We start from the raw sequence: 18,701 nt of genomic DNA on the forward strand, positions 1-18,701 counted from the left end.
ATCATCCCATGTTCAACCTACGTGACTTCCCAAACGACCATATCTTTTCCCGCATGGAGCGGGACTACCCCCAACTGGCCCCGGACGCTGTCTCAGCGTTTCTGCGCCTCCTCGTTGCGGGCAGCGACTTTCTCGGACGCCTGGACGCCCTCCTTTCCGGTCATGGCATCATGCACGGCAGATGGCTTGTCCTGATCCAGCTGCGACGCCGGAAAAGCCCCCGGGCATTGCCTTCTGAGCTGGCCCAGGAGCAAGGCGTAACCCGCGCCACCATGTCCGGCCTCCTCCGACAACTTGAACGGGACGGGCTCATCCGCCGACAGGAAGACCCCGCCGACGGACGCAAAGCCGCCGTGATCCTCACGGACAAGGGAGAGGCCCTCCTGGACCGCATCATGCCCGAGTACTACACCCTGGTAAATGAGCTCATGGCACCGCTGACGAACCCCGAGCAAAAAGCCCTTGCAGGCATGCTGGACAAGCTGCTGATGCGACCGGCAGCCCCGGTCACCTGAAGCACGCCGCGAGCGGTATCGCGCTACGCAAACCATTGCATCAGAAGCCCATGCGTTCAGGGCAGCATGGTCAGCCAGCATTTTTTTGCCCCAATAATTAGGACCCTAATCATATTATTGTACATAACACTCACAGAATCGCCGCAGGTGTTTCTGAATACCCCAACCGATGTGGGGACGTTTTCGTCTCTACACCCGAACTACAGGAGACCCACCATGATAAAACAGGTTCCCTTAGGCAAGACATCCATCCGCGTATCCCGCATGGGACTCGGCTGCATGGGTATGTCCGAATTTTACGGACCATCCGATGACGCCAACTCCCTTACCGTGCTGGAACGCGCCCTTGAACTCGGCGTTAATTTTTACGACACAGCCGACATGTACGGCCACGGCCATAACGAAAAACTCATCGGTCGGTTTATCAAGGGCAAACGGGACCGCATTGTCCTTGCCACCAAATTCGGCATCGTCCGCAAGAAAAAAGGCGCCTATGAACGAACCATCGACAACAGCCCCGCGTACCTGAGAAAGGCCTGCGAGGCATCCCTTAAGCGCCTGGAGGTCGACCACATCGACCTGTATTACGCCCACAGGCTCAACCCGGAGCAGGACTTGGATGCCATGATGGGGGAACTCTCCCGACTGGTGGAGGAAGGAAAAATACGTGCCGTGGGCTTAAGCGAGGTCTCGGCCGAACAGTTGCAACGGGCCCACTCCATCCACCCGGTGGCGGCGGTGCAGAGCGAATACTCCCTGTGGACACGGGACATCGAAGCAAACGGCCTTGTTGCCGCCTGCCGGGAACTCGGGGTGGGTTTTGTGCCGTACAGTCCTCTGGGACGCGGGTTCCTCACCGGGACCATCACGGACACCAAAGAAATGGACAGCGCCGATTTCCGTCGCATGTCCCCGCGCTTTGAAGGCAAAAACCTGGACCGCAACCTTGCCCTGGTGGCCTCAGTACAGGAGCTTGCCCAAAAGAAACAGTGCACCCCGGCCCAGATCGCCCTGGCCTGGGTCATGGCCCAGGGCAAGGACATTGTCCCCATCCCTGGCACCCGCAGGACCCGCTATCTGGAGGACAACGCGGGCGCCCTTCAGGTCACCCTGGAAGCCTCGGACCTCACCTTTCTCGACAACGTTTTCACATCAGATGCCGTTGCCGGAGAGCGATACCCCCAGGAAGGAATGAAGGGCCTCTCCGCCTGAGTTCTTTCCTTTTCAACGAAACGCACACTCTCCATACACGAAAGGCCGCTGCAAACCGCAACGGCCTTTCGTGCATAAATCGAATCCGGAACCTTTTAAAGCGTATGGAGAATGTCGAAGAGCTCCCAACATGGGAGGCGCCCCAAAAAAAAGCCTCGCATCAAACGTTTGGGAACAATGAAACGAGCATCTCCTGCAGAAACGGTTGGCGGGTTTCAAGGTGCCCCCACCTTGCCGCCGGAGGCTGCCAGGTTAAAGACGCCTCCGGCGGCCCTGCCGGGGACCAAACTTTTGCCTTCTCTATAAAAACGGGTTTGACAAACAGGTTTTGCTCAATTTTCCAGAAACCTTCGCGAATGTCCTCACCCTGAGGAACGAAGGGAGAGGGCATTCGCAACCTGGGGTCCAGGGGATCATCCCCTGGCCGCCGGAGGCAGGCTTTTGTATGGTTTCTTTGGTAGCCCCTAAGCCAGAGCCTTGGAGACAATCTCAAAGACACCGTTGGCAAGGTTTTCGGTGCCCTTGATGCGCTCCAGCCTGGCCTTCATGAGGCCCTGGCGTTTTTCATCGTAGCGTTTCCAGCGGTTGAAGCCGGAGGCCATGCGAGCGGCGATGCTGGGGTTGATGGTATTGAGGGCAATGACCGCATCGGCCAGCAGGTCGTATCCTTTGCCGTCCAGTCTGTGGAAATGCCAGGGGTTGGCCTGGCAAAAAGCGCCGATGAGGGCGCGCACCTTGTTGGGATTTTTGATGTCGAAATCGGGATGTTCCATGAGGGTGGCCACCCGCTCCAGGGTCCCGGGGCGGTTGGAGAGGGACTGAGCGGTGAACCACTTGTCCAGGACCAGGGTATCCCCTTTCCACGCCCCGTAGAACCGGTCCATGGCCTCATCGCTCTCCGGGGCATCCATGCCTGCCAGAACCGTAAGGGCTGCCAGCTCGTCGGTCATGTTGGCGGCCGAAGCAAAGGCGTCCATGACAAAGGCCGGGGACTCCACCCTGGAGAGATAAGAGAGGCAAAGGCCCTTGAGGCGGCGCTTGGCCATGGACTGGGTGTCCGGGCGATAGGGGCCGTCCTCTTTGCACGCCTCGTACACGGACCGCCAGCTCTCCTTGAGGGCCACGGCCAGGGTGTCTGCCACGAACTCACGGGCTGCGTGGATCCCGTCCACATCGATCTCGGCCATGCGGTCCCCCAGCTCGGTCTCCGACGGCAGGGTCAGGGCCTGGGCGATGAGGGCCTTGTCCAGGGTTGTATGCGTGAGGGTCTTTTGAACCGCTGCCACCAGGTCGGTGCTCAGGGCCAGAGGCTCTCCTTTTTTGAGTTCTTCCACCATGCCCAGGATGGTGTTGGCATAGAGCTGCTGGGCAGCGTCCCACCTGTTGAAGGAGTCCTGATCGTGGGCCATGAGAAAGATCAACTCGGCCTCGGTCAAATCCGTCACTTGATTGACGGGGGCGGAAAACCCCCTGAACAGGGAAGGAACAGGCTCTTTCTCCACCCCGGTAAAAGTGAAGGATTCCAACTCCGAGGAGAGGCTCAGAACGCGCTCCAGGGGACCGGGAGAGGCCTCCCCTTCAAGGGTGAGGGGTATGGGTGCCCCGTCACTACCCAGAAGCCCCATCCTCACAGGAATCTGCATGGCCTTCTTGTTGACCTGACCCGGGGTATCGGGCACCTTCTGGGAGAAGGTGAGAGTGTAACGGGAGGTCTCCGCGTCAAAGGCGCGGGTAACGGTAACGGTTGGTGTGCCTGCCTGGCTGTACCAGAGACGGAACCGGGTAAGGTCAACCCCGGAGGCGTCCTCCATGGCCGCGACAAAATCCTCGCATGCCACGGCGCTGCCGTCGTGACGGGCCACGTAAAGGTCCATGCCCTTGCGAAAGCCCTCGGGGCCAAGGAAGGTATGGATCATGCGGATCACCTCGGCCCCTTTGTTGTACACGGTGGCCGTGTAGAAGTTGTTCATCTCAATGTAAGACTCGGGCCGGATGGGATGAGCCATGGGCCCTGCGTCTTCAGGGAACTGGGAGGCCCGTAAGCCCCGGACGTCTGCGATGCGCTTCACCGCCCGGGAGCCCATGTCCGAGGAGAACTCCTGGTCACGGAAGACAGTGAGCCCCTCTTTGAGGGAGAGCTGGAACCAGTTGCACAGGGTCACCCGGTTGCCTGTCCAATTGTGGAAGTACTCGTGGCCGATGACCCCTTCGATGCCCTGGAAATCCGTGTCCGTTGCCGTCTCGGGCTTTGCCAGCACGTACTTGGAGTTGAAGACGTTGAGCCCCTTGTTCTCCATGGCCCCGGCGTTGAAGCTGTGGGTGGCCACCACCATGTAAATGTCCAGATCGTATTCCAGGCCAAAGGTCTGTTCGTCCCAGGCCATGGACTTTTTCAGGGACTCTATGGCATGCCCGCACTTGTCGGCATCCTGATGGTCCACATAGAACTTCAGGGCCACCTCGCGCCCGGAGGCGGTGGTAAAAGTATCTTCCCGACAGGCCAGATCCCCGGCTACCATGGCGAACAGGTAGCTCGGCTTTTTGTGGGGATCCTCCCAGGTTGCAAAATGGCGGCCGCCGGAAAGCTCCCCTTCGTCCACCAGGTTCCCGTTGGCCAGGAGCACCGGATATTTCTCCTTATCGGCAGACACCCTGCAGCGGTAGCTGCTCATCACGTCCGGGCGGTCCGGAAAAAAGGTGATGCGGCGAAAGCCCTCGGCCTCGCACTGGGTCAGGAAGGTGCCGTCGGCAAGGTAAAGCCCCTCAAGGGAGGTGTTGGTCTCGGGATGAATCTTCACCTTTGTTGTAAGGCAAAAAACATCGGGGGGCGCCTGCAGGGTGAGGACCTCCCCTTCAAGGGTGTACTCGCCGTCGGTCAGAGTACGGCCATCCAGCTCGATGGAGAGCAACTCAAGCTCCCTGCCGTCCAGGAGAAAAGAGGCGCCGTCGGCTGCTTCGGAGCTTTTCTTGACGCCCAGGCTGGCGGTCACAAAGGTTTCGGTCTCGAATATATCTGCATGGAGCTCAACGGTCTCCACATGAAAATCAGGGCGCTTGTAGTCCTTGAGGTGGGTTTCGACAGGTTCGGTCATGGGGGTTCCCTTTCGATGGGCAATGAATCATCAACAGATGGGCCTTTCAGCCTTCAATGATCCAAAGATAAGGAGAGTCGGTTAAAAATTCAAGGTTCAGAGAAAAAAACCAACGCATGCCTCCGGCGGCCAGGTGGGGGCACCTGAGAACCCTATCCCGGATATTTCATGAGAAAACAACCAGTCAAAAAGAAAACATCATTTCGTGAAATATCCGGGCTATGGCGAATGCATGACGGCAGACATCATGCACACGTTTTCGGGGCACTCGCGCGGGGTGTGATATGCGGCAACCGTTTTTTCCGGAGAGGCCCATTTCATTTTTCTGGAAGCACGTTCTGTATCAACGCTGGGGTTGGCGCGTATCTAGAGGTCGCAGGGGGTCGACAAGCACGGTGCGCAAGCGCACCCTGCTCTATTTGAACAAACTCCTTGCTTTCGAATCCGGTTTCACGCCAAAGCACCCTTGCCATCCATTTTCGAGACGATGGATGCCATCAATGGCTCAGCCTTGCCTGCATAGAACGATATGTCGTGGGGTGATTTTCTCAGGTAGGGGGAGGGTCAGGAGTGGAGGAAAATTTCCTCAAAACGTCCCCAGGCAGAGCCTGGGGACGAGAGCATATCCGGGTCAGGGCTAAACGACATCGCAACAAGACCTCATCGGGCCTTCCACGGGCGCAGCCCGTCAGCGAATGCGATCGGCCTGAGGAACGAAGGCCGGGAGCATTCGCAATCCTGGGGTCCAGGGGTGACGAAGCCACTTAGGCTAAAAATCCCCTGGCCGCCGGAGGCTGGATTTCCCAGCCCTTCTACTTTTTGGCGTTCTTTAAAGACGCCCGGATGAACTCCACGAAGAGGGGGTGGGGTTCCATGGGGCGGGACTTGAACTCGGGGTGGAACTGGCAGCCCACAAACCAGGGGTGGTCGGGGACTTCCACAATCTCCACAAGCTCGCCGTTGGGTGAGGTCCCGGAGAGAATGAGTCCCTTGTCGGTGAGGGCCTTTTTGAATTCGTTGTTGAACTCGTAGCGGTGGCGATGGCGCTCGGAGATGGCCTCAGTGCCGTAGGCGTCCCGGGCGTGGGTGCCTTCCGCAAGGGTGCAGGGGTAGGCGCCCAGGCGCAGGGTACCGCCCTTTTCGGAGTTCACGTCCCTTTTCTCCATCTCGCCGGTGCGCTCGTTGATCCACTCGGTCATCAGATAGATGACGGGATGGCCGGTCTTGGCGTCGAACTCGGCGCTGTTGGCATCATCCATGCCGGCCACGTGACGGGCGTATTCAATGACGGCGATCTGCATGCCGAGGCAGATACCGAAGTACGGCACCTTGTTCTCTCGGGCGTAGCGCGCGGCCGCCACCTTGCCCTCGGTGCCCCGGGACCCGAAGCCGCCGGGAATCAGGATGCCGTCGGCATGGGCGAGGAGGCTTGCAGCGTTGGCGTCATCCACGGTCTCGGAGTCGACGAAATCGAGATCCACCCCGCAGTTATTGGGAACCCCGGCATGGTAGAGGGCCTCGTTGAGACTCTTATACGACTCGGTGAGGTCCACGTACTTGCCCACGATGGCGATGGTGACGCGTTTTTTGGGGTTCTTGAAGCGGTGGGCGAACTCCTCCCAGTTCTCCAGGCGGGGGGCCCGGGTCCAGATCTGGAGGTATTTGATGATCTTCTCGTCCAGCCCCTCTTCGTGGTAGACCTGGGGCAATTCGTAGATACAGTCCACGTCCCGGGCGGTGATGACCGCGTCGTCGTCCACGTTGCAGAACAGGGAGATCTTCTTCTTAAGTTCTTTGGGAATCTCGCGGTCGGAGCGGCAGATGAGGATGTTGGGCTGGATACCGATGCTCCGGAGCTCCTTGACGTTCTGCTGGGTGGGCTTCGTCTTGAGCTCGCCTGCGGCGGCGATGTAGGGCACCAGGGTGAGGTGAACGTACAGGACGTTCTCTTTGCCGAGGTCGGCACGCAGCTGGCGGATCGCCTCCAGGAAGGGAAGGCTCTCGATATCGCCGATGGTGCCACCGATCTCAATGAGGGCCACGTCCACGTCGTCCCCCACCATAAGGATGCTGCGCTTGATCTCATCGGTGATGTGGGGAATCACCTGCACGGTGCCGCCCAGGTACTCCCCGCGACGCTCCTTGGTGATGACGGAGTTGTAGATCTTGCCGGTGGTGAAGTTGTTGTTCCGGCCCATGCGGGCCGTGGTGAAGCGCTCGTAGTGGCCGAGGTCGAGGTCGGTCTCGGCGCCGTCGTCGGTGACGAACACCTCACCGTGCTGAAAGGGGCTCATGGTACCCGGGTCAACGTTGATGTACGGGTCCAGTTTCTGGATCGTGACCTTCAGGCCACGTGCTTCGAGAAGTGCTCCGATCACTGCGGAGGCGAGCCCCTTGCCCAGTGATGAAACAACCCCGCCGGTCACAAAAATATACTTGGTGTTATGCCCCATGAAGTTACCTCTAAAAATCGCACGAGATGCGTTGGATATGGATTATACGAACAGAAACCCGGCCTGCCTCACCGACAGGCCCGGAACATCGTGTGTACCGCATGACCGGATGCATCAAAAAAAAAGATAAGCCACCGGCGGATCACCATCACCTGCTTATCTTTTATCACAACGGAAAAAGGGTCCGCCATGGATACCACCCGGTTTGTTTTGTTGCACCGGATAGTATCCAATCACCTGTCGGAACGCAAGGTTTGAAAGCCCAAGCCCGTGATTTCCCGTATGATTTTCAGGATAACTCCAAAAACTGCACCAAACTTCAGTTTAAACCAACCCCCCTGCCCTTTCTGTCACCTCGCTGACGCATCACGTCCCCTAAAATGCCAGGGGATCGTTGGAGAGGATCCGATCCAGCTCCTCCATCCGACGCTGTTTCTCCGAGGCCTCGGGGGCGGCGGGCGCCTCCTGGGACGGAGCGTCTTTTTTCTCTGCGTAGCGTGCCGGATCAAAGAGCTTGGCGTCCAGGGGTTTTGCCGCCGTCACCTTTTCGATGTGAATCTCCCGAAACAACCTGCCGTCGGCATAGAACTCAATACGCGCAGGGTACATGGATTTTCCCTGCTTGAACCATCCGTGGTACCAGATCTCCACCTGCTGGGCGCTCTTTTTGTCAAAAAGGATCCAGCGCATGGGCAGAAAACTCTCCTTGTCCACCCAGAACTGGGGCCGGACAGAGGTGTCTGTGGACTTGGCCCCCATCACCCAGGCGATGCGCCCGGCGTGGCGGTTCAGGGAGGTGACGGAAAGGTCCACCCCGGCCTCGGTGAGGCGCGCTGCCATGAGGGAATCACGGCGAAACTGCAAGGGGTCCCGGTAGCGATCCGCGGCCCGCTCCACACCTTTGGGATCCAGCCCGCCGTCCACCACGCGGAACCAGGTGTCAAAGGTGGAGTACTGCTCCACCCTCTTCTCCCCTGCGGTCACCACGGAGTGAAAGCGGTCGGGCTTGGAGAGGGTCACCACCTCATTAAAGACCAGGTTTTCCTCATCGGGGGTTTCGCTCTGGGCTCGCCTGAAAAAGAGCTCTTTCTGCTGCAGGGTCGCCGTCACCGGCCTGCCCAGCTTTTTCACCATCTGGCGGGTGATCTGTGAAGAAGAGAGAAGGTAGGCCTCGGCCGAACCGGCAAAGGCCAGGAAAAGAAGAAGGAAGAGAGAGAGGACTCGCCTGCGTGTTACTTGGGTCATCACGGCACCTTTGTAAAAAAAGCCCTGCGCCCTTGTCACAGGTCCGCAGGGCTCGGTATGTCGCTTAAGATCAGGCGGTTTCCTACCCGAAGATACGTCCGTTGTAGCGGGCTGCGGCACCCAGCTCTTCCTCGATGCGGATCAGCTGGTTGTACTTGGCGACGCGGTCGCTTCGGGAGATGGAGCCGGTCTTGATCTGCCCGGCGTTGACGGCCACGGCAAGGTCGGCGATGAAGGTATCGGCGGTCTCACCGGAACGGTGGGAGATCACCGTGGTGAACCCGGCCTGGGCAGCCATTTCGATGGCATCCAGGGTCTCGGAGACGGTACCGATCTGGTTCAGCTTGATGAGGATGGAGTTGGCGGCGGAGTCGATGATGCCCTTCTCCAGGATGGCGGGGTTGGTGACGAAGACGTCGTCGCCCACGAGCTGAACGCGGTCTCCCAGGAGCTCGGTCATGCGGATCCAGCCTTCCCAGTCGCCCTCGGCCAGGCCGTCCTCGATGGAAACCACGGGGTAGTTCTCGATGAGGGAGGCGTAGTAATCGATCATCTCATCGGCGGTGAGGCTGCGGCCTTCGCTCTGGAGCTGGTACTTGCCGTCTTCGAAGAACTCGCTGGCGGCGGCGTCCAGGGCCAGGGCGATGTCATCGCCGGGCACGTAGCCTGCCATCTCAATGGCCTTCATGATGAGCTGAATGGCCTCTTCGTTGGAACCGAGGTCCGGGGCAAAGCCCCCTTCGTCGCCCACACCGGTGGTGAGGCCCTTGTCCTTGAGGAGTTTTTTCAGGTTGTGGAAGGTCTCGGCGCCCATGCGAACGGCCTCGGCAACGGTGGGGGCGCTCACGGGGATGATCATGAACTCCTGGATGTCGAGGTTGTTGGTGGCGTGGGAGCCGCCGTTGATGATGTTCATCATGGGAACGGGCATGTTGCGGGCATTGACCCCGCCCAGGTACTTGTACAGGGGCAGGCTAAAGGCGTTGGCCGCAGCGCGGGCTGCAGCCATGGAGACGCCGAGCATGGCGTTGGCACCCAGGGCCGACTTGTTATCGGTGCCGTCGATCTCGATCATGTGGTGGTCAAGGCCGGCCTGGTCGGCGGCGTCCATGCCCATCACCTCGGGGGCGATCTTCTCCATGATGTTGGCAACGGCCTGGGTAACCCCTTTGCCGAGGTACCGGCCTTTGTCCCCGTCCCTCAGTTCCAGGGCTTCACGGGTGCCGGTGGACGCACCGGACGGAACGGCCGCACGCCCCGTGGCGCCGCAAGCCAGGGTTACATCCACTTCCACGGTGGGGTTGCCACGTGAATCCAGAATCTCTCGTGCCTTCACATCAACTATAGCGGTCATCTTCTCCTCCAGAAATGGCCCCATCCTTCGCCTGGAAGGGGCTGAGAAACCTCGGGCACACCCGGTGACGGGCCGGCCGATGTATTAAAATAAATCCAACGTTTGCACGAGCCTCAGGAACATCTACAGCAAGGCAAGTCCATGGTCCCCAACGCAGCAAACCGGGCAGGATCGCACCCCACCCGTACCGGCGTACAAGGAACCGACGTTGTTACAAGTGCATCTTTGCGTGCGGGTAATAATCTCCCGGCGGGACGTATTCATGATGGCTCCGCGTGGGCTCAAAAGAGGCCTTATGGGACCAAAAGTAACCTACAACTCCCCTTACGCTCTGTCAAGTCGCCGCGTCCTGTGCCATGGCACGGAGAAGCTCAAGGACCAACTCCGCGGTGATGCCCCACAGGGTACCGTGGGGGGTATCCCAGAGGTAGACTTCCCGGGTCAGGCCGCCCCAGGGTTTATGGTAGCGCTTGGGCAACCCCAGGGCCTCGGAGGGAAGCAGGGTTACCCGCCCTTTTTTCGGGTGATCGTAGTGGGGTTCCACCATAAGGCGCACGTGGTGAACCAGGGGCTCTGTCCCCCTGAAAAAAGAGAGAGGCAGGGTAAACCAGTCCGCCACCTCGTCTTCATTGACGGTCATGGCCTCAAGGACTCCGTCCTCCAGCACCCCCACGAAGCAGGAGACCGTTACCCCCACCGAGGTGATGAGGGTGTCCAGCTCTCCGATGACCGTCACCTTTTCCGGGGGGATGCCCATCTCCTCGGTGCACTCCCGAAGGGCAGTGGCCTTGAGGTCCGCGTCCTTGCCCGGATCGAATCCCCCACCGGGAAAAGAGATCTCTCCGCCCTGGCGGATTCCCTTGGTACGCGTCTGGAAGAGAAGGTGAAGCTCCCCGTCCACCTTCACCACCGGGGCCAGAACCGACGAATGAATGAACCGGTCCCACCCCAACACCCCGGGGCGACCGGAAAAGGCCTGTTTCAATTGCTCGACGTCATCCATACTCTTTTTCATCTCCATGCCTCGCAAGATATCATAAAAGCATTGTATCATGTCTCATTTGCCTTTTGTTGCCTACGTCCTCGGCCTTTGGTCTGTCAACACAAAACCCTCGGGCCACATGGCGGCAAATGCTTCCCCGTTCCTCATCCCCTCCCTTTTTTCCCATTGCCATCTGAGGCAACACTGTGTATTTTTTATCAGGCCAATCCAGTAAAAAAGACCGCCCACTCCTTGACTGCCAAGGCTTTCCGGTGTCATGCACGGCCGTTTTGCGCCCTCAGCGCAAAGGGACCCCTCACGCGCCGTCACAGTCGGCAACTTTTTTACGGATTTACGGGACATGACCGCCGGCAGGAGACATATGGACGTTCAAGAGCAAGCCCTGATTCTCGTGGTGGACGACGACCACCTCTTTTTCGAAAGCATGCAAAGCCTCATCACCCGCATGGGGCACCGAGCCATTGAGGCGGGGAGTCTGGCCGACGCCCATGCCTGCCTGGAGACAGAGTCCGTGGACATCGTTCTTCTGGACCTGTTTCTTCCCGACGGCCTGGGCATCGACCACATCGAAGGATTCCGACAGAGCGCATCACGCCCCGAGCTTATCATGGTCACCGGCAAAGGGGACCCGGACTCCGCCGGGCAGGCCATTAAAAAAGGGGCCCTGGACTACCTGGTAAAACCCTCGTCCGTGAAGGCCACCCGCCTGGCCATCACCCGGGCCCTGACCCACCGCAAGACCATCCGCGACTATCAAAGACCCCAGCTCAGCCTGGACGCCGTCATCGGACAGAGCGCTCCCATCCGCCGATGTTTCGACATGGTGGCCCGTGCCGCCGGATGCCACTCCGGGGTACTCATCACCGGGGAGACCGGTACGGGCAAGGAACTCTTTGCCCGCACCATCCACGACAACAGCCCGAGAAAGGGCAACCGGTTTGTCACCGTGGACTGCGCGGCCCTTACCGAGACCCTGGTGGAGAGCACCCTCTTCGGCCACAGCAAGGGCGCCTTTACCAGCGCGGACCAGGACCGCACCGGCCTGGTCAAGGCCGCCCACAAAGGCACTCTTTTCCTTGATGAGATCGGGGAGATGCCACTGCCCCTGCAAAAGAGCTTTCTTCGGGTGCTCCAGGAGAAACGGTTCCGGCCCGTGGGCAGCGCAACGGAGGAAGAGAGCGATTTCCGCCTCATCGCCGCCACCAACAGGGACCTTGGCCGCATGGTGGAGGAGGGACGCTTCAGGCGGGACCTTCTCTTTCGGCTGCGTGCTTTTACCCTGGACCTGCCCCCTTTGCGCAGGCGCAAAGAGGACCTCATGCCCCTGGCGGCTCACCACGCGGCCGGCCTCGCCGCGCGCTACGCTGTCGGAGAAAAACAGTTCGAGCCCGGTTTCTTCGACCCGCTCATGCGATGCCCGTGGCCGGGCAACATCCGGGAGCTCTTCAACGTCATCGAACACGCCTTTTTTGCCGCCGGTGAGTGCCCCACCATCCGCATCATGGACCTGCCCCAGGAGATCCGCATCGAGCTGGCCCGACTTGCCGTGGCCAGGGAATCCAATGCCCCGGATGAAAAAGCCCCCGACGCCGGGCTCAGCCACTTCTTCGCCGAAGACGAACCCTCCATGAAAGAAGCCAAAACACGCCTGGAGCAACGCTACCTCAACGAGCTGGTCCGCTACGCCGAAGGAGATGTTCGCCGCATGCTCGACATCTCGGGCCTGTCGCGTTCCCACCTCTACGCCCTGCTCAAACGCTTTGACCTGACACCTCACCTGAAAAAACAATAAAAAAACCCCCGCATCCAAAGGGATACGGGGGTTTTCATGTTTTACAAAATCATCTGTGCACCGAAGGCGTCGGCCTATCCGGCAAAGTAGTGATCCACCTGCTCGGCGGCCAGCCCCACGTAACGGGCGGGGGTCAGGGCCTTCAGGCGGTCCTTGGCTTCTGCCGGAACCTTTTCCAGGGAATCAATGAAGGCTGCCAGCTCGGCCTCGGTGATGCGCACGCCCCGGGTGAGGGCCTTGAGTTTTTCGTAAGGGTTCTCTTCGCCGTAGACCCGCATGACGGTCTGGATGGGCTCGGCCAGGAGCTCCTGGTTGGCGTCGAGATCGGCCAGAAGGGCTGCTTCGTTCAGCTCCATCTTGCCCAGCCCCTTGATGGTGTTCTTCATGCCGATGATCACGTACCCGAAAAGGGCCCCCATGTTGCGGAGAACCGTGCTGTCGGTGAGATCCCTCTGGAATCTGGAATTGAGGAGCTTGACCGCCAGGTGGTCCATCATGGAGATGGCGACCCCCAGGTTGCCTTCGCTGTTCTCAAAATCGATGGGGTTGACCTTGTGGGGCATGGTGGAGGAGCCCACTTCACCGGCCACGGTCTTCTGCTTGAAGTAGCCCAAAGAGACGTAACCCCACATATCGCGGTCCAGGTCGATGATGATGGAGGCGGCCCGCACCATGGAGTGAAGGGCCTCTGCGATGTAGCTGTTGGGGTTGATCTGGGTGGTGTAGTACAAGGGGCTGATGTGGAGGTAATCCCTGACGAAGCGCTCCCCTGCCGCGATCCAGTCCACCTCGGGGAAAGCCGCGGTGTGGGCGTTGTAACCGCCCGTGGCGCCATTCATCTTGGCTCCGATGTCCACGGAGGCGAGGTTGTCCATCTCCCGGCGGATGCGCCAGGCAAAGTTCACCAGCTCCTTGCCCACGGTGGTGGGGGTGGCGGGCTGTCCGTGGGTGCGGGACATCATGGGCTTGTCGCGCCATGTTTTGGCCATGGTCTCCACGTCGGAAAGGAGGTCTTTCATCACGGAAAGAACCTCTTCGCGCCCCTTTTCGATCATCAGGGCGTAGGCGGTGTTGTTGATGTCGTCGGAGGTACAGGCAAAATGGGTCCACTCACGGATATCGGCCAGGCCCTTTTCGTCGAGCTTCTCTTTGATGTAATACTCAACGGCCTTCACGTCATGGTTGGTGGTGCGCTCGATCTCCTTGACGCGCAGGGCACCCTCCTCATTAAAGGAGTCGGTGATCTCGCGAACCGCTGTCTTCCACTCCCCATCGGGGGAAGCGAATTTCAGGTCATCGATGATAAATTCCAGCCACCTGGCCTCCACCAGCACGCGATGACGAATCAGTCCGTACTCCGAAAAGATGTCCCGGAGCGATTCGGTGAGTCTTTTGTACCTGCCGTCAAGAACGGTCAATGCCTTCACTTGATCCATGGTGCGTTGTCCTGTTGTGGTGTTGTTGTTTGGGAATACTCGATCCGTTCATGGCAACCATGGGTCGGGCCATGGAACCTCTTTGCGATGACAGGGTGATCGTTTTCAAGCCTGCTGCCGGGGCTGATGTTTTACGCCTGAAGCTTTAAGGATTACGCGGGATGTCCTATCACAGGATGCAGGGAGGAGACAACCGGTTTCGGCCCGGAGAGGTCAGTCATCAAGGCAGCTCTCCTTGAGTTCCCGCCAGAAACGGCGGCTGCGAAGGGCAAGCTCCTCTTTGTCCTGGCAGAGATGTGGCAGGCCCAGTTCCACGGTGACGGAGCTTTCCACCCAGACCGAAAGGTCCACCTGGAACACAAGCTGCCCGTTATGGGCGGCAAGGGCCACATCCTCCACGTCAAAGGACCGAAGGGACAGGCCATGGGCCAGGAGCCCCTGGAGGGCATCTCCGTCCAGCCCTTCCCGGACCCTTTCAATCATGGCCTCTTCGCCTATTTTTATTTCAGCAGGATCTGCTGCCGCGCCCATCTTCCCTCCTTGGCTCACCGACCTCCCCCATGGAAGCCGTTTTCTTACCCGTGGCGGCTGCACCACAGCCCGAGCGACCGGTCCCTCACACGTGAGGAGTCCTCCTTCCATGTATCGGAGCCCGGCCATCTTCCTTGAGGGCTCCACCAGAAAACCACACTTGAAAAATGAGGTCAACTCTGTTAACCCCTTTCCAGTGAAAGGCCCGTCACACAACGCAATTGCAATTTTCAGGCAACCGGGAGAAAGAGCAGTGCTTCACATTGGATACCTCAACCTCTCCTCCCATGGGACCCTGCATCAGATGATCCTCTCGGATCCCTTTCTCTCCAAGCATCTTCGCCCCATCAAATCCGGCAGTACCCGGCGCATCGCCAGGGGTATCCTCAAAGGATGGCTCGACGGCGGCCTCCTTCCCCTCCCCTTTGCCCATGTACTGGCACGCTGGCAGGAGGGAATCTGCGTCCTGGCTGCGGTTCAGAACACGGGAAGCGCCCTTGTGACGCCCGGTGCAACCCCCCTTCAGGACATCCGGGACCTTGCCGGTACCCGCATGCTCTTCTCCTGCATCGGCTCCATGGAGTACCTCCTGGCCCATCGCCTCTTTCGGGAATGCGGCCTTGCCCTGGGCCCCGATGCCGGACCCGATGGGATCCAGGCGGAACAGATGGCCCCGGAGATGATCCCGGACGCCCTGCGCATCAACCCCAGCGGCGCCATCGGTGCCGCCGTCCTGGAGGAGCCCTCCCTGTCGGCCATGCTTGAGGAAGGCAGCACCAGCGAGCTCATGCAGTGCCGGGACCTCTGGCCCGAATACACCGGCGCGGTCCTTGTGGTAAGAAACACCGAAGGCGCCTCCAGGGCTCAGCTTCTGGAACAGCTGGCAGGGGCCCTTATCAACACCCGGCCCCACCCGGACATCCCGGATGCCCCGAGGCTCATCCCCCCCTGCCGGGCGGACTTCCTGACCACAGGACGTTACCTGGACAGTGAACAACTCTCCCCCATGATCGCCTCCCTTCTTTGAGAGAAATTTTCCCCGGGGCTTTTTTTGGGCTGCCGCCCCAAAAAAGGCTTAAATATTCCATAAAAAGTGACGATGGTATAGAAAAGTTGACCTGGTTTGGTTGGAAAAGGAGACATAAATGTCTATCGATATGGATATGAACATATTGGCAGTGGATGACTCCGGAACCATGCGTGTGATGTTCCGGCAGTATCTCGAAAAAGCGGGTTTCACCAAAATCTCTCTGGCTGTAAACGGAGTGGATGCCCTGGAAAAACTCGAAAACGAAGGGCCCTTTGATCTCATCATCAGCGACTGGAACATGCCCACCATGGACGGGCTTGAGTTGCTCAAAGAGGTCCGCAAGCGTGAGGCGCTGAAAGCGATTCCCTTTATCATGGCAACGGCCCAGGGGGACAAGACCCAGCAGGAGGTCGCCCGCGAGGCCGGGAGCAACGGCCACGTGCCCAAGCCCTTTGATGAAGTGGAACTCAAAAACGCCATTGAAAAGGCCTTTGCCCCCGCAGAAGAGGCCTCATCCGCAGAAAAGCACACACCCGAGATCCGAGACGGAAAGGTGGTGATCCGCCTGGGCCACATCCAGATCACCGACCACCTGGCCTTAGGTATCCTCAAGCACTGGATCGACACGGGCGAGGTCAACCCCGAGCGATTCATCCTTGAGACCGACCGCCTCCCCGGATGGAACCCCGTTCAGGAAAAGCTCGAAACCGGCGAAGTCTCCGGCGCCATGGTACTGGCCCCCATCGCCATGGACCTGTATGCCTACAACGTGCCCATCAAGCTGGTTCTCTTTGCCCACAAAAACGGCAGCGGGTTTGTCCGAAGCTCACGATACGAAGAGGGCCCCTACAGCGACAAGGCGGACTTCTATAAATACAAGGTGGTGAACATCCCCCACAAGATGTCCATCCACAACATGCTGGCCCACAAGTACCTCACCGGCCTGGGCCTGAAGCCCGGAGTTCCCGGCCAGAAGGCCATCAACGTTCGTTTTGAGGTGGTTCCGCCGGTAAAAATGCCCCCCATCATGAAAGAGGACGAGTCTGTCGGGGGCTTCATCGTGGCCGAACCCATCTGTACCCGGGCCGCTTCCTCCGGCTTAGGTTCCATGGAGTTTGTCTCCGGCGGCATGTGGCCCGACCACCCCTGCTGCGTGGTGGCCCTCAGGCAGGAGCTCATCGACACGGCCCCCGATGCCGTCCAGGAACTCACAGACCTTCTGGTCAAAGCCGGACGCTACGTCTCGGAAAACAAAAAAGGCGCCGCAGAGATCGCCCTCGCCTTTCTGGACCCCGAAGGCAAACTGGGCCTCTCCCTGCCCGTCCTCCTTCAGGTCCTCGGCCAGAAAAACGGCATTACCATGGACGACCTCTACCCCTCCATCGAAGACCTCGATAAAATCCAGAACTACATGTACCACGACATGGGGATCGGCAAGCTCATCGACCTCAACAAATTCGTGGACCTGCGTTTTGCAGACAAGGCCACGGGCCGGGGAGACGCCGCCTCCGGCGCCGCCTGATTTCAGACAAAAAAAGCCCCGCACCGTTAAGGTTGCGGGGCTGAATCATCGATCCACCCTCAAGGAACGGGGCTTGCCCCGCGGATGCACACCGCGGACAGGCCCCGTTCTTTTTTTGCCATCCAGACACACAGCAAGGCTCTGCCCCCCATCAAACAGCCCGGAGAACAAAACCCGTCAGGTGCAAACGAAATCGTCATCCCCGGAGGGCGCGACCGGGACTTGCCCCTCCCTCTTCAAAGGCGGGCCCCACCAGGAGCCGGACACTTGTGACCAGATCCTTCATGGAGACGGGCTTCTCCATCACGGCGTCAAAATGCCGGGCATCGACCTGCCAGGGAGTCCCCGACACACCGATGATGGGGATCACCCCCTTGTCCGACCGGCGGATGTACTCGGCCACACCGTTTCCGCTCATCCCCCCCATGATCAGGTCTGTGATCACCAGGGCGTAGTCGCCGTTTTCAAACATGCGGATGCCGGTCTCTCCGCTGGCCGCCGTGTGGACCCGGTACCCTTGACGCTTGAGCATCAACCGATACAGGTTCAGGAGGGCCTCATCATCATCAATCACGAGAAGTGATACCATGCTCACCCCGTTGCTAGTAACAACGTAGAACAACCGTTTATGTTATAAACTGAATACCACTTAAAAAATCAATGTTTTCGACATGTTTACAAGTATCACACAAATACGTGCGAAAAGCAAAAGAAATATACGCATCCCCCACGGCAACCGGGCATCTCAGCAATCCCCCCCGGCCCGGGTCGGCCCGCACGGTGGCGGGCCCAGGCATAAACCCTTTAGCCCCGTGTCAGAAAGGCACGGGCGTTGGTCTGCATCTGCTCAAAGGCCGACTCGGGCAGCCCCGCCCCTGCGATGACGATGCGGGCAAAGGCCTCGTCGATGAGATCCCCCGGGGAGTGACTGTCCGTGTCGATGACCATGGAGGCACCGGCCTTAAGGGCCTTTTGGGCCACATGGCCGTTGGTGAGACTGTGGCCGCCGCGGGCCGTGATCTCCAAAAGCACCCCGTTGGCTGCGGCCAGGGCCGCCTCCTCGTCGGTGATGAGGCCCGGGTGGGCCAGGACATCCACCTTGGCTTCGATGGCGGCGCGGTTGGTCCCCGGGGCCACGGGCTCCACCACGGTCTCCCCGTGGACAACCACGATGCGGGCCCCCAGCTTACGGGCCAGGGCCGCTGCTTCGGCGATATGGGCCGGGGGCACATGGGTCAGTTCGATACCGGGGACCACTTCAATAGCCATCACCTCATTGAGCCTGTCGGCCACGGCAACGATGCGGGGAACGATGTGGTCGATATTGGACAGGTCACCGTGGTCGGTGATCCCCAGGGCGGTAAGCCCCTTGGCTTCGGCCCGGCGGGCCAGCTCCGAAGGCACGAGAACGCCGTCGCTGAAAAAGGTATGGGAGTGAAGATCGATCATGGTCGCAGGGCTCCTTCTCACGGGTACTCAGGTTGCCCGCCTCGTGACAAAAGCGGGGGAACAGGAA

At 59.5% G+C, this 18,701-nt stretch carries 15 protein-coding genes; 6 read left to right on the forward strand and 9 right to left on the reverse strand.

All coding sequences use genetic code 11. From position 1 onward, the window contains the following. Window positions 1-8: 8 nt before the first annotated feature. Together ACOYW2_RS16280 and ACOYW2_RS16285 are read left to right on the forward strand one after the other, a co-directional pair. Window positions 9-515: a MarR family winged helix-turn-helix transcriptional regulator gene (locus ACOYW2_RS16280; protein WP_482767189.1), complete on the forward strand. Its 507-nt coding sequence runs from the start codon at window positions 9-11 to the stop codon at window positions 513-515. A 216-nt stretch (window positions 516-731) separates the two neighbouring features. Further along, window positions 732-1,727 (forward strand): aldo/keto reductase, encoded by a 996-nt coding sequence (locus ACOYW2_RS16285; RefSeq protein WP_482767190.1) that lies wholly within the window; start codon window positions 732-734, stop codon window positions 1,725-1,727. A 464-nt stretch (window positions 1,728-2,191) separates the two neighbouring features. Here the strand turns inward: ACOYW2_RS16285 and pepN are convergent, their stop codons facing one another. Continuing rightward, window positions 2,192-4,819 carry an aminopeptidase N gene (gene pepN / locus ACOYW2_RS16290; protein ID WP_482767191.1) on the reverse strand — a complete coding sequence of 876 codons (2,628 nt, stop codon included), beginning with the start codon at window positions 4,817-4,819 and terminating at the stop codon, window positions 2,192-2,194. A gap of 812 nt (window positions 4,820-5,631) precedes the next feature. Beyond that, window positions 5,632-7,272: a CTP synthase gene (locus ACOYW2_RS16295; RefSeq protein ID WP_180143667.1), complete on the reverse strand. Its 1,641-nt coding sequence runs from the start codon at window positions 7,270-7,272 to the stop codon at window positions 5,632-5,634. Window positions 7,273-7,364: 92 nt separating this feature from the next. Here ACOYW2_RS16295 and ACOYW2_RS16300 point away from each other — a divergent pair, with 92 nt between their 5' ends. Beyond that, window positions 7,365-7,634 (forward strand): hypothetical protein, encoded by a 270-nt coding sequence (locus ACOYW2_RS16300; RefSeq protein WP_482767192.1) that lies wholly within the window; start codon window positions 7,365-7,367, stop codon window positions 7,632-7,634. Between the two features lie 13 nt (window positions 7,635-7,647). On the opposite strand, the gene ACOYW2_RS16305 is transcribed toward ACOYW2_RS16300, so the two are convergent. From ACOYW2_RS16305 to ACOYW2_RS16315, 3 genes are all read right to left on the reverse strand, one after another. Beyond that, window positions 7,648-8,517, reverse strand: coding sequence for a hypothetical protein (locus ACOYW2_RS16305; protein WP_482767193.1), 870 nt, complete (start codon window positions 8,515-8,517; stop codon window positions 7,648-7,650). A gap of 82 nt (window positions 8,518-8,599) precedes the next feature. Beyond that, window positions 8,600-9,871 (reverse strand): phosphopyruvate hydratase, encoded by a 1,272-nt coding sequence (gene eno / locus ACOYW2_RS16310; protein ID WP_482415509.1) that lies wholly within the window; start codon window positions 9,869-9,871, stop codon window positions 8,600-8,602. 334 nt (window positions 9,872-10,205) lie between these two features. After that, entirely contained in the window at window positions 10,206-10,874 is a 669-nt protein-coding gene (locus ACOYW2_RS16315) for an NUDIX hydrolase (protein ID WP_482767194.1), read from the reverse strand. A 361-nt stretch (window positions 10,875-11,235) separates the two neighbouring features. On the opposite strand from ACOYW2_RS16315, the gene ACOYW2_RS16320 reads away from it, so the two are divergent. Next, complete coding sequence (locus ACOYW2_RS16320; protein WP_482767195.1) at window positions 11,236-12,666, forward strand: sigma-54-dependent transcriptional regulator; 1,431 nt, start codon at window positions 11,236-11,238, stop codon at window positions 12,664-12,666. A gap of 74 nt (window positions 12,667-12,740) precedes the next feature. Here ACOYW2_RS16320 and purB read toward each other — a convergent pair whose 3' ends face one another. Together purB and ACOYW2_RS16330 are read right to left on the reverse strand one after the other, a co-directional pair. After that, the gene (gene purB, locus ACOYW2_RS16325) at window positions 12,741-14,102 is read right to left on the reverse strand and encodes an adenylosuccinate lyase (RefSeq protein ID WP_482415506.1); all 1,362 of its coding nucleotides are present in this window, start codon (window positions 14,100-14,102) and stop codon (window positions 12,741-12,743) included. Window positions 14,103-14,315: 213 nt separating this feature from the next. Continuing rightward, window positions 14,316-14,633, reverse strand: a complete 318-nt coding sequence (locus ACOYW2_RS16330; protein WP_482767197.1) for a hypothetical protein — start codon at window positions 14,631-14,633, stop codon at window positions 14,316-14,318. 253 nt (window positions 14,634-14,886) lie between these two features. Between ACOYW2_RS16330 and ACOYW2_RS16335 the strand changes: the two genes are divergently transcribed. Together ACOYW2_RS16335 and ACOYW2_RS16340 are read left to right on the forward strand one after the other, a co-directional pair. Continuing rightward, entirely contained in the window at window positions 14,887-15,660 is a 774-nt protein-coding gene (locus tag ACOYW2_RS16335; protein ID WP_482767198.1) for a type 2 periplasmic-binding domain-containing protein, read from the forward strand. Window positions 15,661-15,778: 118 nt separating this feature from the next. Continuing rightward, on the forward strand, window positions 15,779-17,185 hold the full coding sequence (locus ACOYW2_RS16340; RefSeq protein WP_482767199.1) for an ABC transporter substrate-binding protein: 1,407 nt from the start codon (window positions 15,779-15,781) through the stop codon (window positions 17,183-17,185). 196 nt (window positions 17,186-17,381) lie between these two features. Here the strand turns inward: ACOYW2_RS16340 and ACOYW2_RS16345 are convergent, their stop codons facing one another. Then, complete coding sequence (locus ACOYW2_RS16345; RefSeq protein WP_482415502.1) at window positions 17,382-17,774, reverse strand: response regulator; 393 nt, start codon at window positions 17,772-17,774, stop codon at window positions 17,382-17,384. A 215-nt stretch (window positions 17,775-17,989) separates the two neighbouring features. Further along, on the reverse strand, window positions 17,990-18,634 hold the full coding sequence (locus ACOYW2_RS16350; RefSeq protein WP_482415501.1) for a histidinol phosphate phosphatase domain-containing protein: 645 nt from the start codon (window positions 18,632-18,634) through the stop codon (window positions 17,990-17,992). Window positions 18,635-18,701 lie beyond the last annotated feature (67 nt).

The organism is Desulfoluna sp. CLI2B (genome assembly GCF_056847375.1).

Bases quoted from the DNA above. Each gene is read 5' to 3' on its own strand.
- ACOYW2_RS16280 (WP_482767189.1), top strand. From the start codon at position 9: ATGTTCAACCTACGTGACTTCCCAAACGACCATATCTTTTCCCGCATG.
- ACOYW2_RS16285 (WP_482767190.1), top strand. From the start codon at position 732: ATGATAAAACAGGTTCCCTTAGGCAAGACATCCATCCGCGTATCCCGC.
- pepN (WP_482767191.1), bottom strand. From the start codon at position 4,819: ATGACCGAACCTGTCGAAACCCACCTCAAGGACTACAAGCGCCCTGAT.
- ACOYW2_RS16295 (WP_180143667.1), bottom strand. From the start codon at position 7,272: ATGGGGCATAACACCAAGTATATTTTTGTGACCGGCGGGGTTGTTTCA.
- ACOYW2_RS16305 (WP_482767193.1), bottom strand. From the start codon at position 8,517: ATGACCCAAGTAACACGCAGGCGAGTCCTCTCTCTCTTCCTTCTTCTT.
- eno (WP_482415509.1), bottom strand. From the start codon at position 9,871: ATGACCGCTATAGTTGATGTGAAGGCACGAGAGATTCTGGATTCACGT.
- ACOYW2_RS16315 (WP_482767194.1), bottom strand. From the start codon at position 10,874: ATGGATGACGTCGAGCAATTGAAACAGGCCTTTTCCGGTCGCCCCGGG.
- ACOYW2_RS16320 (WP_482767195.1), top strand. From the start codon at position 11,236: ATGGACGTTCAAGAGCAAGCCCTGATTCTCGTGGTGGACGACGACCAC.
- purB (WP_482415506.1), bottom strand. From the start codon at position 14,102: ATGGATCAAGTGAAGGCATTGACCGTTCTTGACGGCAGGTACAAAAGA.
- ACOYW2_RS16330 (WP_482767197.1), bottom strand. From the start codon at position 14,633: ATGGGCGCGGCAGCAGATCCTGCTGAAATAAAAATAGGCGAAGAGGCC.
- ACOYW2_RS16340 (WP_482767199.1), top strand. From the start codon at position 15,779: ATGTCTATCGATATGGATATGAACATATTGGCAGTGGATGACTCCGGA.
- ACOYW2_RS16345 (WP_482415502.1), bottom strand. From the start codon at position 17,774: ATGGTATCACTTCTCGTGATTGATGATGATGAGGCCCTCCTGAACCTG.
- ACOYW2_RS16350 (WP_482415501.1), bottom strand. From the start codon at position 18,634: ATGATCGATCTTCACTCCCATACCTTTTTCAGCGACGGCGTTCTCGTG.